Annotated in this window: 19 protein-coding genes and 3 pseudogenes; 14 read left to right on the top strand and 8 right to left on the bottom strand. The window is 58.5% G+C overall.

The annotated features are described in order from the left end of the window. The first annotated feature begins 13 nt into the window (after positions 1-13). A complete protein-coding gene (nth, locus tag ACLH0J_RS27895) occupies positions 14-652 on the top strand; it encodes an endonuclease III (protein ID WP_411389968.1) in 639 nt (212 codons plus the stop codon). Between the two features lie 107 nt (positions 653-759). Next, positions 760-942, top strand: a complete 183-nt coding sequence (locus tag ACLH0J_RS27900) for a PA3496 family putative envelope integrity protein (protein WP_411389969.1) — start codon at positions 760-762, stop codon at positions 940-942. A gap of 85 nt (positions 943-1027) precedes the next feature. Here the strand turns inward: ACLH0J_RS27900 and ACLH0J_RS27905 are convergent, their stop codons facing one another. The 3 genes from ACLH0J_RS27905 to ACLH0J_RS27915 form a co-directional block, all read right to left on the bottom strand. Further along, positions 1028-1660, bottom strand: a complete 633-nt coding sequence (locus ACLH0J_RS27905; protein ID WP_010564142.1) for a response regulator transcription factor — start codon at positions 1658-1660, stop codon at positions 1028-1030. Positions 1661-2273: 613 nt separating this feature from the next. After that, the gene (locus tag ACLH0J_RS27910) at positions 2274-3491 is read right to left on the bottom strand and encodes an argininosuccinate synthase (RefSeq protein WP_411389970.1); all 1218 of its coding nucleotides are present in this window, start codon (positions 3489-3491) and stop codon (positions 2274-2276) included. 129 nt (positions 3492-3620) lie between these two features. Next, positions 3621-4529, bottom strand: coding sequence for a flagellar protein MotY (locus tag ACLH0J_RS27915; protein ID WP_411389971.1), 909 nt, complete (start codon positions 4527-4529; stop codon positions 3621-3623). 156 nt (positions 4530-4685) lie between these two features. Here ACLH0J_RS27915 and pyrC point away from each other — a divergent pair, with 156 nt between their 5' ends. After that, entirely contained in the window at positions 4686-5732 is a 1047-nt protein-coding gene (gene pyrC / locus ACLH0J_RS27920) for a dihydroorotase (RefSeq protein ID WP_411389972.1), read from the top strand. Then, on the top strand, positions 5729-6400 hold the full coding sequence (gene rnt, locus ACLH0J_RS27925) for a ribonuclease T (RefSeq protein WP_010564138.1): 672 nt from the start codon (positions 5729-5731) through the stop codon (positions 6398-6400). Before pyrC ends, rnt begins: the two co-directional genes overlap by 4 nt. 279 nt (positions 6401-6679) lie before the next feature. Here the strand turns inward: rnt and ACLH0J_RS27930 are convergent. Then, positions 6680-7708 (bottom strand): annotated as a pseudogene (locus ACLH0J_RS27930) (IS110 family transposase). A gap of 119 nt (positions 7709-7827) precedes the next feature. Beyond that, positions 7828-8430, bottom strand: coding sequence for a peroxiredoxin (locus ACLH0J_RS27935; protein ID WP_411389973.1), 603 nt, complete (start codon positions 8428-8430; stop codon positions 7828-7830). A gap of 244 nt (positions 8431-8674) precedes the next feature. Between ACLH0J_RS27935 and ACLH0J_RS27940 the strand changes: the two genes are divergently transcribed. Together ACLH0J_RS27940 and bfr are read left to right on the top strand one after the other, a co-directional pair. After that, positions 8675-8893, top strand: coding sequence for a bacterioferritin-associated ferredoxin (locus ACLH0J_RS27940; RefSeq protein ID WP_411389974.1), 219 nt, complete (start codon positions 8675-8677; stop codon positions 8891-8893). A gap of 200 nt (positions 8894-9093) precedes the next feature. After that, positions 9094-9564 carry a bacterioferritin gene (gene bfr / locus ACLH0J_RS27945; protein WP_010564136.1) on the top strand — a complete coding sequence of 157 codons (471 nt, stop codon included), beginning with the start codon at positions 9094-9096 and terminating at the stop codon, positions 9562-9564. A 93-nt stretch (positions 9565-9657) separates the two neighbouring features. Here the strand turns inward: bfr and grxD are convergent, their stop codons facing one another. Both grxD and ACLH0J_RS27955 read right to left on the bottom strand, forming a co-directional pair. Continuing rightward, complete coding sequence (gene grxD, locus ACLH0J_RS27950) at positions 9658-9996, bottom strand: Grx4 family monothiol glutaredoxin (protein WP_010564135.1); 339 nt, start codon at positions 9994-9996, stop codon at positions 9658-9660. A gap of 86 nt (positions 9997-10082) precedes the next feature. Next, positions 10083-12191 carry a molybdopterin oxidoreductase family protein gene (locus tag ACLH0J_RS27955; RefSeq protein WP_411389975.1) on the bottom strand — a complete coding sequence of 703 codons (2109 nt, stop codon included), beginning with the start codon at positions 12189-12191 and terminating at the stop codon, positions 10083-10085. 433 nt (positions 12192-12624) lie between these two features. On the opposite strand from ACLH0J_RS27955, the gene argF reads away from it, so the two are divergent. Both argF and ACLH0J_RS27965 read left to right on the top strand, forming a co-directional pair. Next, positions 12625-13545 carry an ornithine carbamoyltransferase gene (gene argF / locus ACLH0J_RS27960; protein ID WP_411389976.1) on the top strand — a complete coding sequence of 307 codons (921 nt, stop codon included), beginning with the start codon at positions 12625-12627 and terminating at the stop codon, positions 13543-13545. Continuing rightward, a complete protein-coding gene (locus ACLH0J_RS27965) occupies positions 13542-14648 on the top strand; it encodes an ABC transporter ATP-binding protein (RefSeq protein WP_411389977.1) in 1107 nt (368 codons plus the stop codon). Before argF ends, ACLH0J_RS27965 begins: the two co-directional genes overlap by 4 nt. 7 nt (positions 14649-14655) lie before the next feature. On the opposite strand, the gene ybaK is transcribed toward ACLH0J_RS27965, so the two are convergent. After that, positions 14656-15126: a Cys-tRNA(Pro) deacylase gene (gene ybaK / locus ACLH0J_RS27970; RefSeq protein WP_411389978.1), complete on the bottom strand. Its 471-nt coding sequence runs from the start codon at positions 15124-15126 to the stop codon at positions 14656-14658. Between the two features lie 326 nt (positions 15127-15452). On the opposite strand from ybaK, the pseudogene ACLH0J_RS27975 reads away from it, so the two are divergent. From ACLH0J_RS27975 to glpD, 6 genes and pseudogenes are all read left to right on the top strand, one after another. Beyond that, positions 15453-15884, top strand: a pseudogene (locus ACLH0J_RS27975) (MIP/aquaporin family protein); the annotation flags it as partial. Between the two features lie 42 nt (positions 15885-15926). Next, positions 15927-17149 (top strand): IS3 family transposase gene (locus ACLH0J_RS27980; protein WP_411389081.1). Its coding sequence is split into 2 segments (ribosomal slippage): positions 15927-16278 and positions 16278-17149, totalling 1224 coding nucleotides; the frame shifts between segments, so codons are not numbered across the junction. Positions 17150-17173: 24 nt separating this feature from the next. Beyond that, a pseudogene (locus tag ACLH0J_RS27985) lies at positions 17174-17623 on the top strand (MIP/aquaporin family protein); the annotation flags it as partial. Positions 17624-17699: 76 nt separating this feature from the next. Then, on the top strand, positions 17700-19205 hold the full coding sequence (glpK, locus tag ACLH0J_RS27990) for a glycerol kinase GlpK (RefSeq protein WP_411389979.1): 1506 nt from the start codon (positions 17700-17702) through the stop codon (positions 19203-19205). A 95-nt stretch (positions 19206-19300) separates the two neighbouring features. Beyond that, positions 19301-20056, top strand: coding sequence for a DeoR/GlpR family transcriptional regulator (locus ACLH0J_RS27995; RefSeq protein ID WP_411389980.1), 756 nt, complete (start codon positions 19301-19303; stop codon positions 20054-20056). 188 nt (positions 20057-20244) lie between these two features. Beyond that, positions 20245-21783 carry a glycerol-3-phosphate dehydrogenase gene (gene glpD, locus ACLH0J_RS28000; RefSeq protein WP_411389981.1) on the top strand — a complete coding sequence of 513 codons (1539 nt, stop codon included), beginning with the start codon at positions 20245-20247 and terminating at the stop codon, positions 21781-21783. Positions 21784-21894: the final 111 nt, after the last annotated feature.

Genomic DNA, 21894 nt, shown 5'->3' on the forward strand with positions numbered 1-21894 from the left:
AAACCAACGCCCCATGAATGCCGCAAAACGCCTGGAAATTTTCCGCAGGCTTCACGAAGACAACCCGGAACCCAAGACGGAACTGGCCTACTCCTCGCCATTCGAGTTGCTGATTGCGGTCATCCTGTCGGCCCAATCCACGGATGTTGGCGTCAACAAGGCCACGGCCAAGCTGTATCCCGTGGCGAACACACCTGAAGCGATCTATGCCCTGGGTGTGGAAGGCTTGTCGGAATACATCAAGACCATCGGGCTGTACAACAGCAAGGCCAAGAACGTGATCGAAACCTGCCGCCTGCTGATAGAACGACATGGCAGCGAAGTACCGCAGACTCGCGAGGCCCTGGAGGCATTACCGGGCGTCGGCCGTAAAACCGCCAACGTGGTGCTCAACACCGCATTCCGCCAACTGACCATGGCCGTGGACACTCACATTTTCCGGGTCAGCAACCGAACCGGCATTGCCCGTGGCAAGAACGTGGTGGAGGTGGAAAAACAGCTGATGAAGTTCGTGCCCAAGGAGTATCTGCTTGACTCGCACCACTGGCTGATCCTTCACGGACGCTACGTTTGCCAGGCCCGCAAGCCGCGCTGTGGGAGCTGTCGCATCGAAGATCTGTGCGAATACAAGGACAAGACGTCTGACGATTGAGAGATCATCAGTTTTTCCGGCTGGTCGATTGAAAAAATCTTTTTTACCCACCCGTGGAATATCGTTATAAGGAGCGCCAACGGCAGTCTTAGCCTGGAGTTAACCTTATGAGCACTGACAAAGAACAATTGGAAGTGGAAGACGACCTCGTTGAGTCGGATGACGATGGGGCAGAAGTCCCTGTCATAGAGGTGGCCAAGACCAATCTGAACAAACGTCGCACTATCGACAATCTCCTGGAAGAACGACGCTTGCAGAAACAACTGGCCGATTACGACTTCGATTTCTGATCGAGCAGTCCACGGCCGGAAGCCTCCCTGACGGAGGCTTTTTTATGCCGGTTAGCTTGGCTATGCGCGATGCTGCGCCCGTCCTCTACACCAAGCCGTTACGCTGGGCCAGCTCGATGAGGTCCACGAGGGAGCGTGCATTGAGTTTGAGCAGCAGCCGGGTCTTGTAGGTACTGACGGTCTTGTTGCTGAGGAACATACCGTCGGCGATCTCCTTGTTGGTCTTGCCGCGAGCCAATTGCTGCAGCACCATCATTTCCCGTCCCGACAGACGCTCGACCATATCGGCCTCGCTGGCATTGCCCATGGTGGAGCGCACCGAGTTGAGGGCCTGGTTCGGGAAGTAGCTGTAGCCCGACAGGACTGCCTTGATCGCGCTCAGCAACTCGGTCAGGTCCTGTTGCTTGCACACATAGCCCGCGGCCCCCGCCTGCATGCAGCGCATGGAAAAATGCCCCGGTGCCTGGGACGTGAGCACCAACACCTTGAACGGTACGGGTTGTTTGGTAGATGACAGCCGGCAAATAACTTCCAGCCCATCGAGTTTGGGGATTCCAATATCCAGTATGACAATGTCCGGCATATGCTCGCGCGCAAGTTGCAACGCATCGACACCGTTATCGGTCTCGGCAACGACCTCATAACCATGACGCTCCATTAGCATACGCACAGCAAGACGAATGACAGGATGATCATCCACGATCAGCACTTTATTCATGAGAAAGTCCAATTTCGCTGTTCGAATTATTTAGAGCAAGCACAATAGCCTAGTCGTTTCCTAGTTGGCATAGCATTCCCCCCCAAGCAACAGCAAGCAGAGACCCAACCCACAACGATAAAGGAATTGCCCTACAAAAACAGGCCAACTCGGATGTATCCAGTTTTATGGAACCTTTCAGACCTTTCCGGGGGACTACATATTTTGAGTGAATTTTCCCTAGCCTAAGGGGTAGGTAGTAAACGTACCGCACACTACTTTCAGGAAATGCCCCTTGCCTGCTGGCCCCCAGCGAAGAAGCCAAGGGAAAAAAATCGACTGTTTTAGTTCCATTTAACATATTTATTTACACCCATAAGTCCTACAGACCATTCAGCGATTTTCGCCTTAGCTGTACTTTCATGAGTGAATTTTCTGTAAGACTAGTTCCTACATAGGTGTAAAAAATTCATTCACCCTACAAAGCTTTAATAACAACTCATGGCAGAGCGTTTTACCCCATCAATATCAACAAATGTTTAACAGCAATAAACATCCCCTCTTCGCACTAATTAGGCAGGCAAAAAAAATGGCCCCTTGTACAAGGGGCCATTTTTCATAACCGGCTAAACACTTAGAACAACGAGCGGCCTTTGTTGGCGGCGATGCGCATGCGCAGTGCATTCAACTTGATAAAGCCCGCAGCGTCCGCCTGGTTGTAGGCGCCGCCGTCTTCTTCGAAGGTGGCGATGTTGGCGTCGAACAGCGAGTCATCGGATTTGCGACCGGTCACGATCACGTTGCCCTTGTACAGTTTCAGGCGCACAACGCCGTTCACGTGGGCCTGGGAAGCGTCAATCATCTGTTGCAGCATCAGACGCTCAGGGCTCCACCAGTAGCCGGTGTAGATCAGGCTCGCGTACTTGGGCATCAACTCGTCTTTGAGGTGAGCCACTTCGCGGTCCAGGGTGATGGACTCGATGGCGCGGTGAGCGCGCAGCATGATGGTGCCGCCTGGGGTTTCGTAGCAGCCACGGGACTTCATGCCCACGTAGCGGTTCTCGACGATGTCGAGGCGGCCGATACCGTGTTCGCCACCGATACGGTTCAGGGTCGCCAGCACGGTAGCCGGGGTCATTTCGACGCCGTCCAGCGCGACGATGTCGCCGTTGCGGTAGGTCAGTTCCAGGTACTGCGGCTTGTCGGGAGCGTTCTCCGGGGAGACGGTCCAACGCCACATGTCTTCTTCGTGCTCGGTCCAGGTGTCTTCCAGCACGCCGCCTTCATAGGAGATGTGCAGCAGGTTGGCGTCCATCGAGTACGGGGACTTCTTCTTGCCGTGACGTTCGATCGGGATGCCATGCTTTTCAGCGTAATCCATCAGCTTTTCACGGGACAGCAGGTCCCATTCACGCCAAGGAGCAATCACTTTCACACCGGGCTTGAGCGCGTAGGCACCCAGTTCGAAACGTACCTGGTCGTTGCCCTTGCCGGTGGCGCCATGGGAAATGGCGTCAGCGCCGGTTTCGTTGGCAATTTCGATCAGGCGCTTGGCGATCAGCGGACGTGCGATGGAAGTACCCAAGAGGTACTCGCCTTCGTAGACGGTGTTGGCGCGAAACATCGGAAAGACGAAATCGCGGACGAATTCTTCGCGCAGGTCGTCAATGTAGATCTCTTTCACGCCCATGGCTTGCGCCTTGGCACGTGCAGGTTCGACCTCTTCGCCCTGACCCAGGTCAGCGGTGAAGGTCACCACTTCACAGTTATAAGTATCCTGCAGCCACTTGAGGATCACCGAAGTGTCCAGGCCGCCGGAATACGCGAGAACGACCTTGTTTACGTCGGCCATGCCATCACTCCACGGGGTTGTACGGAAAGGCGTCGATTCTACCGACCAAAACCGTGAATTTACAGGGGCGCGACAGCAAATGAAGATAAAGCGACAGATTATGTAGAATGCGCGACGCTGGGCGGCACCTTACGACGTGTGCGCCGGATTGCTCGGGCCCGTAGCCTGGGGCGCCGGTTTCTCGGGGGCAGCCAGCCGCTCAAGCTGAACATTCACACGGCGGTTGCGGGCACGATTGGCCGCGTTGGTATTGGGCGCCAAGGGGTAGCTTTCGCCATGGAAACGCAGGGTGATCTGCGACTCTGGGATACCGTTGGCCTTGAAGTAGTCCATCACCGCCAGCGCGCGTCGGCGCGAGACATCGCGATTGGTCAGGCGGTTGCCGCTGTTGTCCGAATGCCCATTCAGCTCGATATGGTTGACCGTAGGATCGGCTTTCATGAAGGCGAGAATGACGGACAGTTTCTTCTTGGCCGCCGCGTCCAGCTCGATGCCTCCCCCCGGGAAGCCGACTTCGGTCTGTTTGACCTGGTCGTAATTCATCGGCAGCAACTTGGTGGTGCACAGTTGATAGTCGCTGTACGCCTTGTTGAATTTCACCGGTAGCAGGCGAATTTCCGAATAGCCGCCCTCACGCCCGTAATGCCGCACGGTCGGGCTGCGCCCTTCGAGCAAGCCATTGAACAAGCGTCCGGCCTGGGCCTGGGAGCTGTTGAACAGCACATCACCACTGCCGGCGCGCACGGCCCCGAGGTTGATATCACCCCGGCCCGGTTGCCAAGGAGCAGCAGCCGCCAACAAGGTGGCAGAGCCCGCGCCCAGCGCGCCGCCATAGGCTTTCAGACGAAACGTTGCCTGCTCACCGGCCCGGCGCACGAACTCACCCGAGCCGAAGTCGGTGATCGGCTGGGTCAGGCGGCACTCGAACTGGTCGCCTTCCACCTTCCACTCAATATTCTCCAGACGTGTCTGGAACGTGAGGGCCATCGCAGGCAGGCTGGCGAACGCACTGAGCAGGGCTAGATAATGCTGGCGCACGGGCGGCTCCACTGGTTTCTACAACACTTCAAAGCGTCATACATCGTTAAGGCATACGAAAGGCTATCGGATGCATCCTGCAAAACTTGATAGCGAGTGCCTGCAAGAGTCTTTTCCGGTAGCATTCCCACCAGATTGACCCGCCTGGAATCCCCAATGTCCGACCGCCTGACCCTGCTGCGTCCCGACGACTGGCATATTCATCTTCGCGATGGTGCTGCGTTACCCCAAACCGTGGCCGATGTTGCGCGCACGTTTGGCCGCGCCATCATCATGCCTAACCTGGTACCTCCGGTACGTAATGCCGCAGAAGCCGATGCCTATCGCCAGCGTATCCTCGCTGTACGCCCGGCCGGCAGCCGCTTCGAACCGTTGATGGTGCTCTACCTCACCGACCGCACCCAGCCCGAAGAAATTCGCCAGGCGAAGGCCAGCGGTTTCGTGCATGCCGCCAAGCTGTACCCGGCGGGCGCAACCACCAACTCCGATTCCGGTGTGACCAGTATCGACAAGATCCTGCCGGCCATCGAAGCCATGGCTGAAGTCGGCATGCCGCTGCTGATCCACGGCGAAGTGACCCGTGGCGATGTGGATGTGTTCGACCGCGAGAAGATCTTCATCGATGAACACATGCGCCGCGTGGTCGAGCTGTTTCCGACCCTCAAGGTGGTGTTCGAGCACATCACCACCGCCGACGCCGTACAGTTCGTCACGGAGGCCTCGGCCAATGTCGGTGCGACCATCACGGTCCACCATCTGCTGTACAACCGCAACCACATGCTGGTAGGCGGGATTCGGCCGCACTTCTATTGCCTGCCGATCCTCAAGCGCAACACCCACCAGGTGGCCTTGCTGGATGCCGCGACCAGCGGCAACCCGAAGTTCTTCCTCGGCACCGACTCGGCCCCCCACGCCCAGCATGCCAAGGAAGCCGCCTGCGGCTGTGCTGGTTGCTATACCGCGTTTGCCGCCATCGAGTTGTATGCCGAAGCGTTCGAACAACGTAACGCTCTGGACAAACTCGAAGGCTTCGCCAGCCTCAACGGCCCGCGCTTCTATGGCCTGCCGACGAATACCGACCGCATCACCCTGGTCCGTGAAGACTGGACCGCCCCTGCCAGCCTGCCGTTTGGCGAGCTGACTGTTATCCCGCTGCGCGCCGGTGAAACACTGCGCTGGCGCCTGCTGGAGGAAAGCAAGTGAGTGAAGACCATTACGATGACGAACACGAGCACAGCGGTGGCGGTTCCCGTCACCCGATGGCCGAGCGGTTTCGCGGCTATCTGCCGGTAGTCATCGACGTAGAGACCGGTGGTTTCAATTGCGCCACCGACGCGCTGCTGGAAATCGCCGCGACGACCATCGGCATGGATGAGCAGGGTTTTGTGTTCCCGGAACACACCCATTTCTTCCGCGTCGAACCGTTCGAAGGCGCAAACATCGAAGCGGCGGCCCTTGAATTCACTGGCATCAAGCTTGATCACCCACTGCGCATGGCCGTCAGTGAAGAAGCGGCGCTGACCGATATCTTCCGTGGCGTGCGCAAGGCGTTGAAGGCCAATGGCTGCAAACGCGCAATCCTGGTGGGCCACAACAGCAGTTTCGACCTGGGCTTCCTCAATGCCGCCGTTGCGCGGTTGGACATGAAGCGCAACCCGTTCCACCCGTTCTCCAGCTTCGACACCGCCACCCTCGCCGGCCTGGCTTATGGCCAGACCGTGCTGGCCAAAGCCTGCCAGGCCGCCGGTATCGACTTTGACGGCCGCGAGGCCCACTCGGCGCGCTACGACACCGAGAAGACTGCCGAGCTGTTCTGCGGCATCGTCAACCGCTGGAAACAGATGGGCGGCTGGGAAGACTTCAACGACTGAGGTCGAACCCCGCGCATAAAAATCTATGGTCACCCCCATTTTTGCAATACTGATTAACGGGTGGTGTGGTTGGCTTGCTTAAATCTATCCGGCGTCTGTTTGGGGAATGCCCCAGCGCCACGATGAGAGTCGCGCCTGACGATCCTTAAAAACCGGTCGGCTTCTGAAGCCGATTTTCATGTCAGGATCTTCGCCAGGCCGGTGTGCCGTTCACATCATCTGTTGTTCAGCTATCGCAAAACCTGAAGGGTGAATCGTGGTACTGCAACAACTGCAGGGTCAGGCGTTCAAAGCGTCTGGCCCTGCTTCATACTGCGTATGGCGAGCGGCTATCGCCCAAGCGATACGCGCCAGTTTGTTAGCCAAGGCACAGGCCACGACATTTGAATGTCGTCGACTGAGCAAGGTTTTAACCCAGCCAGCCAGAGCGCCTTTCTGATGATCCAGCCTCTGCATATAGACCCTGGAACATTGCACCAACAGTTGTCGCAGGTGCTTGTTCCCCCGCTTGCTGATCCCCAGCAGATTGGCCTTGCCGCCCGTGCTGTACTGCCTGGGCACTAAGCCAACGGAGACAGCAAAGTCCCGACTGCATCGGTACTGCTTGCCATCGCCCATCTCCACAGCCAGCAGGCTGGCGGTGATCGGGCCGACACACGGCATGCTCAGCAAACGACTACCCAGATCATCGTCGGCCAGTTGGCCCGCCAGTTCTTTATCCAGCGCTTTGATTTGCTCATCCAGATAGACGAAGTAATCGTGCAGGCGCTGCAATAAGACCGTCAGACGAACGGGTAATTCGTGCTCGGCCCAAACGCTCGCCAAACGCTTCATGATGGCCAATCCCTTGGGCAGGCTGACCCCAAACTCCAGCAGAAAACCGTGCATCTGATTAGCCGTTTTGGTGCGGTCATGCACCCATGATTCGCGCATCCGATGCAGCACAGACAGGGTTTGCGGGGATTCGGTTTTAGGCGTAACGAAGCGCATGGATGGGCGGAAAACGGCTTCGCAGATTGCCTCAGCGTCGACGAAGTCATTTTTGTTGCCCTTGACGAAGGGCTTAACGAACTGCGGGGAAATCAGCTTGGCCGTGTGTCCCATTGCCGCCAACTGGCGAGCAACGTAGTGCGCCCCCTCCCGCACAGGCCTCCATCACCACAACACAGCTCGGCACATTGCCGAAAAACTGCATCATCTGCGCCCGTGAGCATTTTTGCGAAACACCTCGCGGCCCGACTTATCCTGGCCGTGCAGGTGGAAAGTATGTTTGCCGAGATCGATACCGATCAGTGCTGACTCGCTCATGATGATGGCCTCCGAAAACAAAACACCCCGTGAAAGCGTAGCCCTCACAGGGTGTTGGGGGGGACCATCTCATTAACCGGCCTTCTCAGGCCGGTTTTTTTGTACCGCGAAACAGGCGCTTACAGCTTGGCGGCGTTCTCGGTCAGGTAAGCCGCAACGCCTTCTGGCGAAGCGTTCATGCCCTTGTCGCCTTTTTTCCAGTTGGCAGGGCAGACTTCGCCGTGCTCTTCGTGGAATTGCAGGGCGTCGACCAGGCGGATCAGCTCTTCCATGTTACGGCCCAGCGGCAGGTCGTTGATGATCTGGGAGCGTACAACACCCTTGTCGTCGATCAGGAACGCGCCACGGAACGCCACGCCGCCTTCGGACTCAACGTCGTAGGCCTTGGCGATGTCGTGCTTCATGTCGGCAGCCATGGTGTATTTGACTTTGCCGATGCCGCCATCGTTGATGGCCGTGTTGCGCCAGGCGTTGTGGGTGAAATGAGAGTCGATGGAAACGGCGACCACTTCAACGTTACGCGCCTTGAAATCGTCCATGCGGTGGTCCAGGGCGATCAGTTCCGACGGGCAGACGAAAGTGAAGTCCAGCGGGTAGAAGAACACCAGGCCGTATTTGCCTTTGATGGCTTCGGACAGTTTGAAGCTGTCAACGATTTCGCCATTGCCGAGGACGGCCGGGACGTCGAAATCCGGGGCTTGTTTGCCGACGAGTACGCTCATGGGGTATCTCCTGATGTAAGGGTGACGATTGAAGTAAAAGGACCGGCCTTGAGTCTGCCGCATTCAAACGACAGGCCTGTGACGCAGTCACGCTTCATGAAGACCGACCATCATACACGGAAAAAACCGTTCGTCAGCGCACGGGCAGTGCCCGACAATTCCCTACGATTCTACTTTGACAATCATTCTCGTTAACATTAAGATCCACCGCACTTAAGCCTTAAACCCGCGACGGTTCTCCCTTATGTATGTGTGCCTGTGTACTGGCGTCACCGACGGACAAATCCGCGAAGCAATCTACGAAGGTTGCTGCAGCTACAAGGAAGTGCGTGAAACCACCGGCGTTGCCAGCCAGTGCGGCAAATGTGCTTGCATCGCCAAGCAAGTGGTACGGGAAACCCTGACGCAGCTGCAAACAGCTCATGCCGCGCTCCCTTACTCAGCAGAGTTTACACACGCTTAAATAGACGTATTTTGAAGAGCCGGACTTATGTCCGGCTTTTTTATGCCGTTAATTCAACTAGTTAGCCCCAAGACGCGGAACACAAACATTCTTATTCCGATTAATTTTCATTTACTATTCAATAACTTAGGTTTGACACTAGAGTTTGCGCCGCTCAAACTCCGGCTTATATACAGCTATTACAGGGCAGGACCCCAGTCATGAAAGGCGACATCTCAGTCATCCAGCAACTCAACAAAATCCTTGCCAATGAACTGGTCGCGATCAATCAGTACTTCCTGCATGCACGCATGTATGACGACTGGGGCCTGGAAAAGCTCGGCAAACGTGAATACAAAGAATCCATCAAGGCCATGAAGGACGCCGACGCGCTGATCAAGCGCATCCTGTTCCTGGAAGGCCTGCCGAACGTGCAGGACCTGGGCAAGCTGAACATCGGCGAGCACACCCAGGAAATGATCAGCAGCGACCTGGGTTTTGAGCGCAAGAGCCACAGCGACATCAAGGCCGCCATTGCGCATTGCGAAACCAAGGCCGACTTCGGCAGCCGCGAACTGCTGGAAGATATCCTCGAAGACCAGGAAGAACATATCGACTGGCTGGAAACCCAACTGGGCCTGATCGACAAAGTCAGCCTGGAAAACTACCTGCAATCGCAGATGGGTGAATAACCCCATTCCCTGTAGGAGCGAGCTTGCTCGCTCCTACAGATGACGCACAAAAAAGCCCCACTCTCGTACGAGAAGCGGGGCTTTTTATTGCAATCAAGCTTCAGTCTTGGCTGCCGCTTTTGCCGCTGCGTCTTTGACCAACGTCTGCAACTCACCGTTCTCGAACATTTCAGTGATGATGTCGCTGCCGCCGACCAGCTCACCGGCTACCCACAGTTGTGGGAACGTCGGCCAGTTGGCGTACTTCGGCAGGTTGGCACGAATTTCCGGGTTTTGCAGGATATCCACATAAGCGAATTTCTCGCCACATTTCATGATGGCTTGGGACGCCTTCGCGGAGAAACCGCACTGCGGGGCGTTGGGAGAGCCCTTCATGTAAAGCAGAATGGTGTTGTTGGCAATCTGCTCTTTGATCGTTTCGATGATATCCATGGAACACCTCGGCTGGAACTTTGCGACTCACAGGTCGGCACGGTGGCGCATTGTAACGCAAAATCTCAGCGCGGTGCTCAGGCGCCTTAAGCGGCCGCTACCTGTACCGGCACGCCATTGAGCGCCGCGTTGCCCGACAATTCGTCCAATTGCCGCTCGTCGGTCAAGTCATTGGCGCTCGCCCCCGGCTGCCCGCTGGCGATGGTCATCTGCACCCCCGGGCGACCGTGGCCCCAGCCGTGGGGCAGGCTGACCACGCCGGGCATCATGTCCAGGCTGGCCACGACTTCCACCTCGATCATGCCGATGCGCGAACTCACGCGCACTCGTTGACCATCACTCAACTGCCGACGGGCCAGATCTTCGGGGTGCATGTGCAACTGGTGCCGAGGCTTGCCCTTCACCAGCCGGTGATAGTTATGCATCCAGGAATTATTGCTGCGCACATGCCGCCGACCGATCAACAGCAGTTCGTCGGCCAGTGGCAGCGGTTGTGCTGCGAAGCGTGCGAGGTCCGCCAGGATCACCGCCGGCGCGGCCTGCACCCGGCCATTCGCGGTTTTCAGGCGCGCCGCGAGATTGGGCTTGAGTGGGCCCAGGTCCACGCCGTGGGGGTATTCGGCGAGCATCGCCACCGACAATTTGTGGCTGGACGCATCGCCATACACGCCAGCGCGCAGGCCCAAGTCGATCATTTGCGCCGGTGGCAGGGTAGGCTTGAGCGCAATCCCTGTGTGCGCGGCAAATGCCTTGGCCAAGCCGACGAAGATCTCCCAGTCATGCAACGCGCCCGCTGGCTTGGGCAGAATCGCACGATTGAAACGGGTGACATTGCGCACCGCGAACATATTGAAGGTGGTGTCGTAGTGATCGTTTTCCAGCGCCGAAGTCGACGGCAGGATCAGGTCGGCATAACGCGTCGTTTCGTTGATATAGAGGTCGACGCTGACCATGAATTCCAGCCCGTCCAGGGCCTGCTCCAACTGGCGACCATTCGGCGTCGACAGCACCGGATTGCCAGCCACGGTGATCAGGGCGCGGATCTGTCCTTCACCGTCGGTGAGCATTTCTTCCGCCAATGCTGACACCGGCAACTCGCCACCGTATTCCGGACGCCCCGACACACGGCTCTGCCAACGATTGAAATGGCCGCCGGAGGTGGAGGCCACCAAGTCCACCGCAGGCGTGGTACACAAGGCGCCGCCTGGACGATCCAGGTTACCCGTGACCAGATTGATCAATTGCACCAGCCAATGGCACAGCGTGCCGAATGCCTGCGTCGAAACGCCCATGCGCCCGTAACACACGGCGCTGTCCGCGGCGGCAAAATCCCGCGCCAATTGGCGGATCTGTTCGGCAGGCACCGCGCACTGGTGGCTCATGGCCTCGGCGGTAAACCCCGCGATTGCGCGGCGCACGTCGTCCAGGCCGTCGACCGACAAGTGACTGTCACGGGTCAGGTTTTCGGCAAACAGGGTGTTGAGCAGTCCAAACAGCAACGCGGCGTCACCACCGGGCCGCACAAACAGATGCTGGTCGGCAATCGCCGCCGTCTCGCTGCGTCGAGGGTCGACCACCACCACTTTGCCGCCGCGGGCCTGAATGGCCTTGAGGCGCTTCTCCACGTCGGGCACGGTCATGATGCTGCCGTTGGACGCCAGCGGGTTGCCCCCCAGGATCAGCATGAAGTCGGTGTAGTCGATATCCGGGATCGGCAACAACAGGCCATGACCGTACATCAGGTGACTGGTGAGGTGATGGGGTAACTGGTCGACCGACGTCGCGGAAAACCGGTTACGTGTCTTGAGCAGGCCCAGGAAGTAGTTGCTGTGGGTCATCAGCCCGTAGTTGTGCACACTGGGGTTGCCCTGATACACCGCCACCGCATTCTGCCCGTGCCGTGCCTGAATGCCCGCCAGCCGTTCGGCGACCAACGCAAAGGCCTCACCCCACGGGATTGGCCGCCACTCGCTGCCCACCCGCAACATGGGTTGGTGCAGGCGGTCGGGATCATTCTGGATGTCCTGCAGCGCCACGGCCTTGGGGCAGATATGCCCACGGCTGAACGTGTCCAGCGCGTCGCCCTTGATCGAGGTGATCGCCAGGCTGCCGTCGTCGGCTTGGGTGGTTTCCAGGGTCAGGCCGCAGATGGCTTCACACAGATGGCAGGCACGGTGGTGGAGAGTCTTGGTCATGGCCAGTCTCTTTATAGGGGCTTTGGCCCAACTATGGCCCGCGACTGGCAAGGGCGCCAGTAAGGTTCGTCGCGTGAATCCATGGGCATCAGGCCGGGCCATGGGCAAGGGTTAGCAAATGTTTCAAAAGCCCCTGCCCCCGTCATTAAACCGACACGGCAAAGCCTGGGCCCGTCTCCGCACATTGCAAAAGGTTGCGACGCCAGTGTACAAATGACCCGCTGCTGTCTGGAAATCGTCTTCAAAAGCGCTCTCGCGCCCTTCTTGAACGTCCCTGAAACCGTAGCCCTATTGGTAAGACGCGACATTTAATTATAAGATCGCGCCTTCCCCTATTTCGTCGCCCCGTGCGGCTTTCGCCGCAGGTCTCGCCCGTTTTCACAATAAACAAGGCTTTGAGTATCTGCGGTCTGTTGCAAAAAGGTAGTTAATGATGAGCGCAAGGCACTTTCTCTCCCTGATGGATTGCACGCCCGAAGAGCTGGTCAGCGTGATCCGTCGAGGCATTGAGCTTAAAGACCTGCGTAACCGCGGCGTACTGTTCGAGCCGTTGAAAAACCGCGTACTCGGAATGATTTTCGAGAAGTCGTCGACCCGCACCCGCTTGTCCTTCGAGGCCGGCATGATCCAGCTGGGCGGCCAGGCGATTTTCCTGTCGCCCCGCGACACCCAACTGGGCCGTGGCGAGCCGATCAGCGATTGCGCGATCGTCATGTCGCGCATGCTCGATGCGGTGATGATCCGCACCTTCGCCCACAGCACCCTGACCGAATTCGCCGCCAACTCGCGCGTGCCGGTGATCAACGGCCTGTCCGATGACCTGCACCCGTGCCAGTTGCTGGCCGACATGCAGACCTTCCTCGAGCACCGCGGCTCGATCCAGGGCAAGACCGTGGCCTGGATCGGCGACGGCAACAACATGTGCAACAGCTATATAGAAGCGGCGATCCAGTTCGACTTCCACCTGCGCATCGCCTGCCCGGAAGGCTTCGAACCGTCCGCCGAATTCCTGGCCAAAGCCGATGGCCGCGTGCAGATCCTGCGTGATCCAAACGATGCAGTGGTCGGCGCGCACCTGGTCAGCACCGACGTCTGGACCTCCATGGGCCAGGAAGACGAAACCGCCAAGCGCCTGAAGCTGTTTGCGCCGTTCCAGGTCACCCGCGACCTGCTCGACCTGGCCGCGCCTGACGTACTGTTCATGCACTGCCTGCCCGCCCACCGCGGCGAAGAAATCAGCCTCGACCTGCTCGACGACCCGCGTTCGGTAGCCTGGGACCAGGCGGAAAACCGTCTGCATGCACAAAAGGCCCTGCTCGAATTCCTCGTCCCGCCGTCGTACCACCACGCATGAGCCAGCCATTACTGCTGAGCCTGCGTAATCTGGCATGCGGCTATCAGGATCAACGGGTGGTGCAGCACCTCAATCTGCACCTCAACGCCGGTGACATCGGCTGCCTGCTCGGCTCATCGGGCTGCGGTAAAACCACGACCTTGCGTGCCATTGCCGGATTCGAGCCGGTGCACGAAGGCGAGATCAGTCTGGCCGGTGAAGTCATCTCCAGTGCCGGATTTACCCTGGCGCCGGAGAAACGTCGCATCGGCATGGTGTTCCAGGACTACGCACTGTTTCCCCACCTCAGCGTGGCCGACAACATTGCCTTCGGTATCCGCAAACACCCGCAAAAAGATCGAGTGGTCGCCGAACTGCTGGAAATGGTCAACCTGAAAAGCCTGGGCAAGCGTTTCCCCCATGAGCTTTCCGGTGGGCAGCAACAACGTGTCGCCCTCGCCCGTGCCCTGGCACCGGAGCCGCAACTGTTGCTGCTGGACGAACCCTTCTCCAACCTTGACGGCGAACTGCGGCGCAAGCTCAGCCACGAGGTGCGCGACATCCTCAAGGCACGGGGCACCAGCGCAATCCTGGTGACCCATGACCAGGAAGAAGCGTTTGCCGTCAGTGACCATGTCGGGGTGTTCAAGGAAGGTCGTCTTGAGCAGTGGGACACGCCCTACAACCTCTATCACGAACCGCAGACACCCTACGTCGCCAGCTTTATCGGCCAGGGTTATTTCATCCGCGGCCAATTGAGCTCGCCGGAGTCCGTGAGCACCGAGCTGGGCGATCTGCGCGGCAATCGCGCGTACAGCTGGCCGACCGGCGGCGCGGTGGATGTACTGCTGCGTCCGGATGACATCGTCTATGCGCCCGACAGCCCGTTGAAAGCGCGGATTGTCGGCAAGACATTCCTCGGGGCTTCGACCTTGTACCGCCTGCAACTGCCAACCGGCGCACAGCTGGAATCAATTTTCCCCAGCCATGCCGATCATCAGGTGGGTGCGCTGGTGGGCATTCGTGTCGCCGCCGAACACCTGGTGCTGTTCCAGGCTTCGGGCAGCGTTGCGGCGCAGATACCTCAGTCCGACTCCAGCGTGCGACGCTACAGCCCGGCCTGATACCCGCTCATACCCGGCCAATTTCCGCGAATTTGGCCTGGGTATGCTCTGCCAGCACCGCAGCCGACAGCTCGACTTCCAACCCTCGCCTGCCGGCACTGACAAAAATCGTCGCGAACGGCTGCGCGCTGACGTCGATAAAGGTGCGCAAACGCTTCTTTTGCCCCAGCGGGCTGATGCCGCCCAACAGGTAACCGGTTGAACGCTGCGCCGCCGCCGGATCGGCCATCTCGACTTTCTTCACCCCAGCCGCATGGGCCAGCGCCTTTAAGTCCAGACTTCCGACGACCGGCACCACGGCCACCAATAATTCGCCCTTTTCACTGCTGGCCAGCAAGGTCTTGAATACCTGCGCCGGGTCCAGCCCCAACTTTTCCGCGGCCTCCAGGCCATACGAAGCGGCCTTGGGATCATGTTCATAACTGTGGATACGATGTTCGGCGCGAACTTTTTTCAACAAATCCAATGCGGGGGTCATGGCGTCTCCAGGCGTGGCAAACAGGTGGCCAATTCTAGGCCAAGCGCGCGCAAAACGCTCTAGCGCGCCGCTGCCTGGGCCATGCCTTGGGTGGGATGAGCGTGATCATTCATCAGGCTAATAGTTTGAAAGTGACCGACAGTTCACTTTCGACCTTTGACAGCCGTGATTCTTGTCTATATTTTTTCGTTTCCGAATCCTGTAGGAATAGACCAACGGGATTCGAGCAGTAAGCCGTGGCGGAGATGGGGATCCCCTTCACGGTGAAAATCGCGCATGGCCCAACGAGGCCAAACGCCAGACAAGAACAACAATCGAGGTTTTCCATGACAACTGCTCTTCAACAGCCTTCACTTTCGAGCCAATGCATGGCCGAATTCCTGGGGACTGCGCTTCTGATCTTCTTCGGTACAGGTTGTGTCGCAGCACTCAAGGTCGCGGGTGCCAGCTTTGGTTTGTGGGAAATCAGTGTCATCTGGGGGGTCGGCGTGAGCATGGCGATCTACCTGAGCGCCGGGATTTCCGGGGCTCACCTCAATCCAGCGGTGAGTATCGCCCTGTGTATCTTCGCCGACTTCGACAAGCGCAAACTGCCCTTCTATATCCTCGCCCAAGTCGCCGGCGCCTTCTGTTCGGCGGCCTTGGTGTACACCCTCTACAGCAACCTGTTTTTCGATTACGAACAAACCCACCATATGGTGCGCGGCACTCAAGCCAGCCTGGAATTGGCCTCGGTGTTCTCCACCTTGTCCCGTCCTGAATAAGGTTTACACCTTCTGACCGATCTTCAGGAGGATTCAATGGATACGGGAAAAAGGCGGAGCCAGCGCGATTACACGCTAGCTTTTAAATTGTCAGTCGTAGATCAAGTCGAAAAAGGCGAGTTGAGTTATAAAGAGGCTCAACGGCGCTTTGGCATTCAAGGCCGGTCCACGGTACTGGTTTGGTTACGCAAGCATGGCCGACAGGACTGGAGCCAAGGCGCCTCAATCCGAGCGCTGCGGAGCAGGCCGATGACCGACCCCAACCTCCCGCTGACACCCGAACAGCGGATCAAAGAGCTTGAAGAACAGTTGGCGCTGAGCAATCAGAAGGCCCAGTTCTTTGAAGCTGTCGTGAACGTCTTGAAAAATGATTACGGTGTGTCCATCGTAAAAAAGCGACCCGGCAAGTCCTCTCGCAAGGGCAAATCCAAGACCTGAGCATTACCAGGGCTTGCCTGTTTATGGGCATTTCGCGCCAAGCGTATTACAAGCGCAACCGAGCCTTTGACGCGAGAGTTTGCCAAGACCAGCAGGTAGTGGAATTCGTTCTGGAAAAGCGTCGCCGCCAGCCGAGGCTTGGGACGCGCAAACTGCACCACCTGATGGTAACTGAAGCCGCAGCGACGCTACGTGTCGGTCGAGACCGCCTGTTTTCCATCTTGCGAGAGGCGCGAGAGCTAGTCCCTCGCAAACGTGCTTATCATAAAACCACGCATAGCCATCATCGCTTCCGCCGTCACCCCAACCTACTCAAAGCTGGCCCGGAACAAGTTGTAGCCAGCAGACCTGAGCAGGTTTGGGTCGCAGACATTACCTATCTCCCAACGCGGGAAAGTGTCGCTTACGTCAGCCTGATAACAGACGCGTACTCACGCAAAATCGTGGGTCATCATGTGCACGGCAGCCTGCATACGGAGTCGGTGGTCAGGGCACTGCAGAAGGCTGTTAGTCAGCGAAAATCCAATCAACCGCTCATCCATCATTCAGATCGCGGAGCCCAGTATTGCTCCGATTTATACCAACGGATGCATACCCGGCATGGAATCAGGTGCTCAATGACTGACGGCTATGATTGCTATCAGAACGCGATGGCGGAGAGGATAAATGGGATTTTGAAGACTGAGTTTTTGCTGCATCGTCCCAAAGACCTGGCGGATGCAGTGAAAATGGTGGATGAGTCGGTGCAAATCTACAATCGGGAGCGGCCGCACTTATCCCTGAAATACAAAACGCCCGATGCAGTGCACCGGGCGTTTTGAGACTGAAATAGGTGTAAACCTATTTCAGGACTAGACACCTACCCCCATGCCCTGCTGAGCACGGCCCAGGCGTTCCTAGTGGAAGTGGTCATCACGGCCATTCTCATGGGCGTGATCATGGCCCTGACCGACGACAACAACGGCCTGCCCCGTGGCCCGCTGGCGCCCCTGCTGATCGGCCTGCTGATCGCGGTGATTGGCAGCGCCATGGGCCCATTGACCGGTTTTGCGATGAACCCGGCGCGGGACTTCGGGCCCAAGCTGATGACCTTTTTCGCCGGCTGGGGTGAAATAGCCTTTACCGGTGGCCGTGATATTCCTTACTTCCTGGTTCCGATTTTCGCGCCGATCGTTGGCGCCTGCCTCGGTGCTGCGGCCTATCGCGGGCTGATTGCCCGCCATCTGCCAAGCGCCGCACCTGCTATAGCTGAAACAACTGACACGGCTGTCAACGGCAAGACTCGTATCTCCTGAAAGCGCCAGCCCGGTCCCCTGCCCTTTGCGGCCCGGGCTGATTTCCGACTTCCTTATTTCGTCCAAGGCAATTGACATGACCGATATTCAGAATAAGAACTACATCATTGCCCTCGATCAGGGCACCACCAGTTCCCGGGCGATCATCTTTGATCGTGACGCCAACGTGGTCTGCACGGCCCAGCGTGAATTCGCCCAGCATTACCCACAGGCCGGCTGGGTCGAGCATGACCCGATGGAGATCTTCGCCACTCAGAGCGCGGTGATGGTCGAGGCCCTGGCCCAGGCCGGCCTGCACCATGATCAGGTCGCCGCCATCGGCATCACCAACCAGCGTGAAACCACCGTGGTCTGGGACAAGGTCACCGGCCGCCCGATCTACAACGCGATTGTCTGGCAGTGCCGCCGCAGCACCGAGATCTGCCAGCAGCTCAAGCGCGATGGCCACGAGCAATACATCAGCGACACCACCGGCCTGGTCACCGACCCCTACTTCTCCGGTACCAAGCTCAAGTGGATTCTCGATAACGTCGAAGGCAGCCGCGAGCGAGCGCGCAACGGCGAGCTGCTGTTCGGCACCATCGATAGCTGGCTGATCTGGAAATTTACCGGCGGCAAGACCCACGTCACCGACTACACCAACGCCTCGCGCACCATGCTCTTCAACATCCACACCCTGGAGTGGGACGCGAAGATGCTGGAGATCCTCGACGTACCGCGGGAAATGCTGCCGCAAGTCAAATCCTCCTCGGAAATCTATGGCCGCACCAAGAGCGGCATTGCCATCGGCGGTATCGCCGGTGACCAGCAAGCGGCGCTGTTCGGCCAGATGTGCGTGGAAGCCGGCCAGGCCAAAAACACCTACGGTACCGGCTGCTTCCTGCTGATGAACACCGGCGACAAGGCGGTGAAATCCAAGCACGGCATGCTCACCACCATCGCCTGCGGCCCGCGTGGCGAAGTGGCTTACGCCCTCGAAGGCGCGGTCTTCAACGGCGGTTCCACCGTGCAGTGGTTGCGCGATGAGCTGAAAATCATCAACGACGCCCACGACACCGAATACTTCGCCGGCAAGGTCAAGGACAGCAACGGCGTGTACCTGGTCCCGGCCTTCACCGGCCTGGGCGCTCCGTACTGGGACCCCTACGCCCGTGGCGCGCTGTTCGGCCTGACCCGTGGCGTACGCGTGGATCACATCATTCGTGCAGCCCTGGAGTCGATTGCCTACCAGACACGCGACGTACTGGACGCCATGCAGCAGGATTCCGGCGAGCGCCTCAAGTCCCTGCGCGTGGACGGCGGCGCGGTGGCCAACAACTTCCTGATGCAGTTCCAGGCCGACATCCTCGGCACCCAGGTCGAGCGCCCGCAAATGCGCGAAACCACGGCACTCGGCGCGGCCTACCTGGCGGGCCTGGCGTGCGGCTTCTGGGGCAGCCTGGAGGAATTGCGCGGCAAGGCAGTGATCGAGCGCTTCTTTGAACCTCAACTGGAAGAAGCCGCCAAGGAGAAACTCTACGCCGGCTGGCAAAAGGCAGTGAGCCGCACCCGTGACTGGGAACCCCACGAAGGCGCTGAATAAGCCCAGCGCCGAACCCATATAGGGTTGTAACTGGCAGGGAGCAGATTCCTGCGTCATCATGGGCCACTTTTGTATGGCAGCCCAAAGGACGCCCCATGAATCTGCCTCCCCGCCAGCAACAAATCCTCGAACTGGTCCGCGAACGCGGCTACGTCAGTATCGAGGAAATGGCGCAGTTGTTCGTTGTCACCCCGCAAACCATCCGCCGCGATATCAATCAGCTCGCGGACGCCAACCTGCTGCGTCGCTACCACGGCGGCGCGGCCTATGACTCCAGTGTCGAAAACACCGCGTACGCCATGCGTGCCGACCAGATGCGCGACGAGAAACAGCGCATCGGCGAAGCCATCGCCGCGCAAATTCCCGATAACGCCTCGCTGTTCATCAATATCGGCACCACCACCGAGTCCATCGCGCGGGCGCTGCTCAATCACAGCCATCTGAAAATCATCACCAACAACCTCAACGTCGCCACCATGCTCAGCGCCAAGGACGACTTCGATGTGTTGCTGACCGGCGGTAACGTGCGCCGTGACGGCGGCGTGGTGGGCCAGGCCAGCGTCGATTTCATCAACCAGTTCAAGGTCGACTTCGCCCTGGTGGGCATCAGCGGCATCGACGAAGACGGCAGCCTGCTCGACTTCGATTACCAGGAAGTGCGGGTTTCCCAGGCGATCATCGCCAATGCGCGCAAGGTGATCCTGGCGGCCGACTCGAGCAAGTTCGGGCGTAATGCCATGATTCGCCTGGGGCCGATCAGCCTGGTGGACTGCCTGGTGACTGATCAGGAGCCGGTACCGGCGCTGGTGCAGTTGTTGAACCAGCATAAGGTTCGCCTGGAAGTCGTCTAACCCCCGCACCGTAGGAGCCGACAAGCCGACTCCTACGGGTCTTATGTTCATTAATTTTCCTTTTCTCGCCCTTCGATGAGTTTTTTCAATCGAATGCGGGTGGCTGTGCCCGCGTTTATCAGCTACCATTTTCGCAAATGAACATTAATGTTCGAATTCCAATACGAAAAAGATCGCGAGGCCAGCCGATGAACCCTTCTACCTTGCCTGCTCCACCGCTTGCCGAAGTCTATGACGTCGCCGTTATCGGCGGCGGGATCAATGGCGTCGGCATTGCAGCAGACGCAGCCGGGCGCGGTTTGTCGGTATTCCTTTGCGAAAAGGACGACCTGGCCAGCCACACCTCTTCGGCCAGCAGCAAGCTGATCCACGGTGGCCTGCGTTACCTCGAACATTACGAATTCCGCCTGGTGCGCGAGGCCCTCGCCGAACGCGAAGTGCTATTGGCCAAGGCCCCGCACATCGTCAAACAGATGCGTTTTGTGCTGCCGCACCAACCGCACCTGCGCCCGGCGTGGATGATCCGTGCAGGCCTGTTCCTGTATGACCACCTGGGCAAACGCGAAAAACTGGCCGGTTCCAAAAGCCTCAAGTTCGGCCCCGACAGCCCGCTGAAGAGCGAAATCACCAAAGGCTTCGAATATTCCGACTGCTGGGTCGACGATGCCCGCCTGGTGGTACTCAACGCCATGGCCGCCCGCGAAAAAGGCGCGCACATCCATACCCAGACCCGTTGCATAAGCGCACACCGCAGCAAGGGTTTGTGGGAAATGAACATGGAGCGCGCCGATGGCAGCCTGTTCTCGATCCGCGCCAAGGCGCTGGTGAATGCCGCCGGGCCGTGGGTCGCCAAATTCATCAAGGAAGACTTGAAGCTGGATTCGCCCTACGGCATCCGTCTGATCCAGGGCAGCCACCTGATCGTGCCCAAACTGTACGAAGGCGCTCATGCGCACATCCTGCAGAACGAAGATCAACGCATCGTTTTCACGATCCCGTACCTGAACGACCTGACCATCATCGGCACCACCGACCGCGAATACACCGGCGATCCGGCGAAAGTGACGATTACCGAAGGCGAGACCGACTACATGCTCAAGGTGGTCAACGCGCACTTCAAGAAGCAGTTGAGCCGCGATGACATCGTCCACACCTATTCCGGTGTGCGCCCACTGTGCAACGACGAGTCGGATAATCCGTCGGCCATCACCCGCGACTACACCTTATCGCTCTCCGGCGGCACGGGCGAGGCGCCGATCCTGTCGGTGTTCGGCGGCAAGCTGACCACTTACCGCAAGCTCGCCGAGTCGGCGATGGCGCAATTGGCGCCCTACTTCACCCAGATGCGCCCAAGCTGGACCGCCAGCGCCAGCCTGCCGGGCGGCGAAGACATGACCACGCCAGAAGCCCTGGCCGAAGCGATTCGCAGCAAATTCGACTGGGTGCCCAAGGACATTGCGCGTCGCTGGTCCACCACTTACGGCAGCCGTACCTGGCGCTTGCTGGAAGGCGTGCAATCGCTGGCTGATCTGGGCGACCACCTGGGCGGTGGCCTGTACACCCGCGAGGTCGACTACCTGTGTACCGAAGAATGGGCCACCCAACCGCAGGACATCCTGTGGCGCCGCACCAAACTTGGCCTGTTCACCACCCCGCAAGAACAGGACAACCTACAGCGTTATCTGTGCAAGGTTGAGCAAAACCGCAGCAAGATCGAAGCGGCCTGACAGACCTTTCGCACAAAAGCCCCTGGGCCGCGAGGTCCGGGGGCTTTTTTATGCCCAGGTTTTCATTCGGTTTTCCGAACGCGATACTGCAGCCTATTCGGTTTGCCGTAC

The sequence above is a fragment of the Pseudomonas sp. MPB23 genome, from assembly GCF_046605395.1.
In the GTDB taxonomy this organism is placed as follows: domain Bacteria; phylum Pseudomonadota; class Gammaproteobacteria; order Pseudomonadales; family Pseudomonadaceae; genus Aquipseudomonas.

What these genes read in the sequence shown, in the direction of transcription:
- ACLH0J_RS27955 (WP_411389975.1), bottom strand. Translation starts at nt 12,191, where the DNA reads ATGACCAAGACTCTCCACCACCGTGCCTGCCATCTGTGTGAAGCCATC.
- ACLH0J_RS27900 (WP_411389969.1), top strand. Translation starts at nt 760, where the DNA reads ATGAGCACTGACAAAGAACAATTGGAAGTGGAAGACGACCTCGTTGAG.
- grxD (WP_010564135.1), bottom strand. Translation starts at nt 9,996, where the DNA reads ATGGATATCATCGAAACGATCAAAGAGCAGATTGCCAACAACACCATT.
- ACLH0J_RS27995 (WP_411389980.1), top strand. Translation starts at nt 19,301, where the DNA reads ATGAATCTGCCTCCCCGCCAGCAACAAATCCTCGAACTGGTCCGCGAA.
- ACLH0J_RS27905 (WP_010564142.1), bottom strand. Translation starts at nt 1,660, where the DNA reads ATGAATAAAGTGCTGATCGTGGATGATCATCCTGTCATTCGTCTTGCT.
- glpD (WP_411389981.1), top strand. Translation starts at nt 20,245, where the DNA reads ATGAACCCTTCTACCTTGCCTGCTCCACCGCTTGCCGAAGTCTATGAC.
- ACLH0J_RS27935 (WP_411389973.1), bottom strand. Translation starts at nt 8,430, where the DNA reads ATGAGCGTACTCGTCGGCAAACAAGCCCCGGATTTCGACGTCCCGGCC.
- ybaK (WP_411389978.1), bottom strand. Translation starts at nt 15,126, where the DNA reads ATGACCCCCGCATTGGATTTGTTGAAAAAAGTTCGCGCCGAACATCGT.
- argF (WP_411389976.1), top strand. Translation starts at nt 12,625, where the DNA reads ATGAGCGCAAGGCACTTTCTCTCCCTGATGGATTGCACGCCCGAAGAG.
- nth (WP_411389968.1), top strand. Translation starts at nt 14, where the DNA reads ATGAATGCCGCAAAACGCCTGGAAATTTTCCGCAGGCTTCACGAAGAC.
- glpK (WP_411389979.1), top strand. Translation starts at nt 17,700, where the DNA reads ATGACCGATATTCAGAATAAGAACTACATCATTGCCCTCGATCAGGGC.
- ACLH0J_RS27910 (WP_411389970.1), bottom strand. Translation starts at nt 3,491, where the DNA reads ATGGCCGACGTAAACAAGGTCGTTCTCGCGTATTCCGGCGGCCTGGAC.
- ACLH0J_RS27965 (WP_411389977.1), top strand. Translation starts at nt 13,542, where the DNA reads ATGAGCCAGCCATTACTGCTGAGCCTGCGTAATCTGGCATGCGGCTAT.
- bfr (WP_010564136.1), top strand. Translation starts at nt 9,094, where the DNA reads ATGAAAGGCGACATCTCAGTCATCCAGCAACTCAACAAAATCCTTGCC.
- ACLH0J_RS27940 (WP_411389974.1), top strand. Translation starts at nt 8,675, where the DNA reads ATGTATGTGTGCCTGTGTACTGGCGTCACCGACGGACAAATCCGCGAA.
- pyrC (WP_411389972.1), top strand. Translation starts at nt 4,686, where the DNA reads ATGTCCGACCGCCTGACCCTGCTGCGTCCCGACGACTGGCATATTCAT.